Annotated in this window: 6 protein-coding genes and 1 pseudogene; all 7 read left to right on the top strand. The window is 41.4% G+C overall.

The features are described from left to right. A partial coding sequence (locus CMQ96_RS28135) for a DUF2345 domain-containing protein (protein ID WP_255257001.1) occupies window positions 1-561 on the top strand: 561 nt, incomplete at its 5' end. A gap of 2 nt (window positions 562-563) precedes the next feature. Next, on the top strand, window positions 564-878 hold the full coding sequence (locus CMQ96_RS28130) for a DUF4123 domain-containing protein (protein WP_098067624.1): 315 nt from the start codon (window positions 564-566) through the stop codon (window positions 876-878). Between the two features lie 210 nt (window positions 879-1088). Continuing rightward, a complete protein-coding gene (locus CMQ96_RS28125) occupies window positions 1089-1898 on the top strand; it encodes a hypothetical protein (RefSeq protein ID WP_098067623.1) in 810 nt (269 codons plus the stop codon). A gap of 56 nt (window positions 1899-1954) precedes the next feature. Continuing rightward, entirely contained in the window at window positions 1955-2410 is a 456-nt protein-coding gene (locus tag CMQ96_RS28120) for a hypothetical protein (protein WP_098067622.1), read from the top strand. Then, complete coding sequence (locus CMQ96_RS28115) at window positions 2394-3128, top strand: hypothetical protein (protein ID WP_098067621.1); 735 nt, start codon at window positions 2394-2396, stop codon at window positions 3126-3128. The genes CMQ96_RS28120 and CMQ96_RS28115 overlap by 17 nt, the downstream gene beginning before the upstream one ends. A gap of 68 nt (window positions 3129-3196) precedes the next feature. After that, entirely contained in the window at window positions 3197-3313 is a 117-nt protein-coding gene (locus CMQ96_RS29100) for an IS1 family transposase (RefSeq protein ID WP_141522411.1), read from the top strand. A gap of 11 nt (window positions 3314-3324) precedes the next feature. Beyond that, window positions 3325-3878, top strand: a pseudogene (locus CMQ96_RS28110) (contractile injection system protein, VgrG/Pvc8 family); the annotation flags it as partial.

The following is a 3878-nucleotide window of genomic DNA, read 5'->3' as shown; positions in this document are numbered from 1 at the left end:
AGCCAGATACAGATGTTTGAGCAGCGGCTGAAACCGCTCAATGAAGCGGTGCTTTTCTCGGCCCCGGAAGGCATGGCCATGACCAGTGGTGAAGATATGCAGCTGGCCGCTGGCCGGAACCTGGCGGTTAACTCCGGAGAAGACTTCAGTGCTGGCGTGATGGGCAATATGACCGCTCTGGCCGGAGAGAAGCTGGGACTGTTTGCCCGGACGGGGCAAGTCAGCCTGAAATCCGGAGAAGGGCCAATAGATGTCCAGGCGCAGAACGCCAGCATGCGGTTGTTTGCTGAGAAGAAGCTGACGCTGAGCTCAGCGAGTGACATCTCCTTTGCCGGAAAAAAACGTATCACGCTGATCGGCGGCGGAAGCTATCTGCGACTTGAGGCCGGAAAGGTCGAGTATGGTACGACAGCGACGTATATACGGAAGGTGAAAAGGACTATGGCGGCGGAGCCATCATCTCTTAGCTTAATGCCCTCTTTTAGTCAGAGCGGAATATGTCTGAGTTGTCTTCTTGAAGCTGCGGAAAATGGTGCACCAATAGTAATTAAGGGGGAGTAATTATGATTAATGATATGGCTGAACATATGTTTACATTGCAACGTGAAGATAATTCACGAAAGCTATATGCTCTTGTTGATGGGGCACAATATGAGCGATTTTATTCAGATGAATTATATGAAAGTGAGACTATTAAATCGTTATTTGAACATTCTGAAGATAAAAAGATTGCATTTGCAGGTCCTTGGTTACTTAATATCTCAATCTTAGGTGAAGACTGGTTGAGGAAAATAAATATTCTTGAGTTGAAATACCCTTCAGTTTCTTGGTTGCTAAGTTCATTGGATATGAGTGATCTATTTTTTTTATTTGAATAGAAATTTAGAGGTTATCCTGCCCAATAATAAAGTAGCCATGCTGCGATATTATGATCCGCGTGTCCTTATTTACTTACCTGACGTGTTGACGAAAGAACAGTTTCAGTCATTTACCGCTGGAGTAGTTGCGTGGGGATTTCTGTATGAAGATGAATACCATCACATTCTATAACTTTCGAATCGTAAATATGACAAAAAAGGATTTGTGCAATGGCAATAAGTGGAGGCATTCAAAGTCCATCTGAGGTGGCTAGGTGCGAAGATCCCGCAATAAGTGCGACGCTACCATGTGCTTCTTGCTGGAGCAAGGATTATACCAAGGAGATTAAAGTACACACCGGGAAAAGGTATTCGGAGCAGCTAAACGCGGCTGGTGAATCGTATGATTATAATTTTGGAACAGTCCAGTATAAATTAAGTATTCTCTGTAAAACAAAAAAAATAGTTATTGTTGAAATCAGATTCAAAATTGAATCTGAGAATGCGGTAAATAAGGAGTTTGTTGCACAAGCTAAAAAAGCACTAACAGAAGGGGTCAAGCAACATTGGGATAATCAGTTTTCATTAAAGATTTCCGACCCTAAATGTGGTACAAAAATATTACCAATTGAGTTTAAGGTAATATTTGTTAAGTCTGATGAACATTATATATTCAAAATACATGATGAATATGATCGTGAAGGTGTCACGGGAAATGTTCTCGATGTATCGAAGGATACTGGTCCATGGACATACGCCCACGAGTTCGGTCATTGTTATGGGTTACCTGATGAATATGGATACAATCCTGACGCGGAAGAGAATGATCAAGTAGTTTACTATAAACCGGATGGGACTCTTGATGTACCAATTTCTGTTCCCTATAATGGAGGGGATCCGAGTGATCCTGCTTCAACGATTATGGCTGCATATGGGAATACTATTATTCTGAAAAGACACGGATGGCTTATAGCTATTGAAGCGAATGATATTTTTAATGAACGAGGTTTAGGGAGAAGGATAATATGCGATATAGTCTAATATTAAGTTTATTAACTCCCTTATATACATCAATTTCTATAGCAGAGAGTCCCAAAATGACAGATAATGAATTTTTCACCATCAGTGTTAGTTGCAGCGGCCAGAAAGAATGTACATATAATAATCAGAGTGAAATCCCTGTCATTGTGAGCCTCCGGAATATATATTCCAAAGGTTTCTATATACCTTTGGAATATATTAAAAAGACAGGGCCTAGTGTCAAATTAACTGACCGCGATAATAAAAAAAGCATGCCACTAAAGCCAAATCTTGTTAGTTGGGATTTAAAGAAAAGAATGGTTTACATCCCTGAAGGAAAAAATGTTGAATTTACCTGGGCTCTATTGGATAGAGATATTTCACCATTTATAAATGATGGTGCTGTTAATATTGATGCTGACTTCAAGGTTAGAACTAAAATATATGACGTCGAGAAAAATGAAATAGGTGAGTTTATTTCATTGTCAAAAATAATAATAAAAGGAAGTGATCTGAATGAAAATAAACGCTGAGCAACTCGCATTGTTAGATTCGTACTCCACTAATTCTTATGTTAGTGAACTAGTCAAACATTGTAAGTCTATTTTTCCGTTTATATATGATTCTTTGCATGAAAAAAAGTTAAGAGCGCATATTGCGAAATTAATTGAGAATGCAGGCCGTTCAAAGGTAACTCAACGTGGTCCCCTTCAACTTTACTTCGATATGGCTGTTACGTTAGGTTCTGAGTTTGAAACTGATCCAATGTACACTGACTTTAGCTTTAAGCCAGACCAATTTCCATCAGGCAATCAATTGGATATATCTTTATCTATTCATAAAAAATTTAGCACCTACATCGAAAATGTCATTGGGGGAGATAGCAAGTATGCAAAAGATTTTCTTGGCAGGTTAGAGACTGAAAATTTCTCAAGCATACATGAAATTAATTTTACAGATAGAATGCATAAATTATTATGTGATATTTACCCTCAGAAGTGCGAATGCTTGGGACGAGAAAAAATAAATAAACTGATAGATCTTGGCACTAAAAGATTTAAACATGATAATCCCAGTCCAAAGATGCAAGCTTCATATATTATGTTAATGTTTGTTATCGGTCATGGCTTTGAAAAAGATCTGTTTCATTTAAATGATAATATCTTTAATAGTAATAATTATGATGATGCATTTTATATATTAAAATCCAAAGGGTTTATTGTAAGATTCATCAAAGTATTGGTTTTTTAGAGTTAATTATAAAGGTAATGCATCCAACTGGTTGAGTCTGGTTTATAATGTAACTTTTGATATAAATTATGGCTACCGTGAATGTTCATTGTCCCCGTTGTGACTCTGTTCTGAAGCAGATATATGGCGATAGATTGGCTGGTAAGTTAGGTATTAGAACGCTTTATCTAAGTTTTGTTGACTGAACTTTTTACTCTACCGGTTTGATGTGCGCCTGCCGTACCGCGAGCCATCGGGTCTGTATGACGGCGCGGCAGAATCAGTCTGGGATGTCCGAACCTGGCACAACATCGCCATCGGCACCGTCGTCACGCGTGATTACAACTACCGGACTGCCAGCACGCCGATGGATGCGACGGTCAGCGTACGTAACGATGCGGTCACCGCCGGGAAGCATTACCGCTACGCCGCGCCTTATCGTGAAGCGGGTGATGACGCCAGTCCGGAGCCTGAAACCGAATCTGGCGCGTTCTGGGCCCGACTTCACCACGAGCGGGAGCTCAACATGTCGGCCCGTATTCACCTGTTCAGCAATGCTGCACACCTCACTCCCGGGCAGGTGCTGGAGCCGCAGGGTAATGTCATTGCCGCCCTGAAAGAAGGTGTCGTCCTCACGCTGGTGACTTTCCGGGGTGCGCGTGATTCCCGCCTGCACGTGTCGGTCTGGGGCTTACCTTACACCGAACGTTACTGCTTCCGTCCGGTAGAGATCCCTCGCCCGGTCATCCCGGGTACGCTTCCGGCCCGGAT

The organism is Klebsiella sp. MBT K-1 (assembly GCF_002556465.1).
In the GTDB taxonomy this organism is placed as follows: domain Bacteria; phylum Pseudomonadota; class Gammaproteobacteria; order Enterobacterales; family Enterobacteriaceae; genus Klebsiella; species Klebsiella grimontii.
Note: the sequence above shows the minus strand (reverse complement) of the source record. Positions and strands in the feature narration are given on the sequence as shown.

What these genes read in the sequence shown, in the direction of transcription:
- CMQ96_RS28130 (WP_098067624.1), top strand. Translation starts at nt 564, where the DNA reads ATGATTAATGATATGGCTGAACATATGTTTACATTGCAACGTGAAGAT.
- CMQ96_RS28125 (WP_098067623.1), top strand. Translation starts at nt 1,089, where the DNA reads ATGGCAATAAGTGGAGGCATTCAAAGTCCATCTGAGGTGGCTAGGTGC.
- CMQ96_RS28120 (WP_098067622.1), top strand. Translation starts at nt 1,955, where the DNA reads ATGACAGATAATGAATTTTTCACCATCAGTGTTAGTTGCAGCGGCCAG.
- CMQ96_RS28115 (WP_098067621.1), top strand. Translation starts at nt 2,394, where the DNA reads ATGAAAATAAACGCTGAGCAACTCGCATTGTTAGATTCGTACTCCACT.
- CMQ96_RS29100 (WP_141522411.1), top strand. Translation starts at nt 3,197, where the DNA reads ATGGCTACCGTGAATGTTCATTGTCCCCGTTGTGACTCTGTTCTGAAG.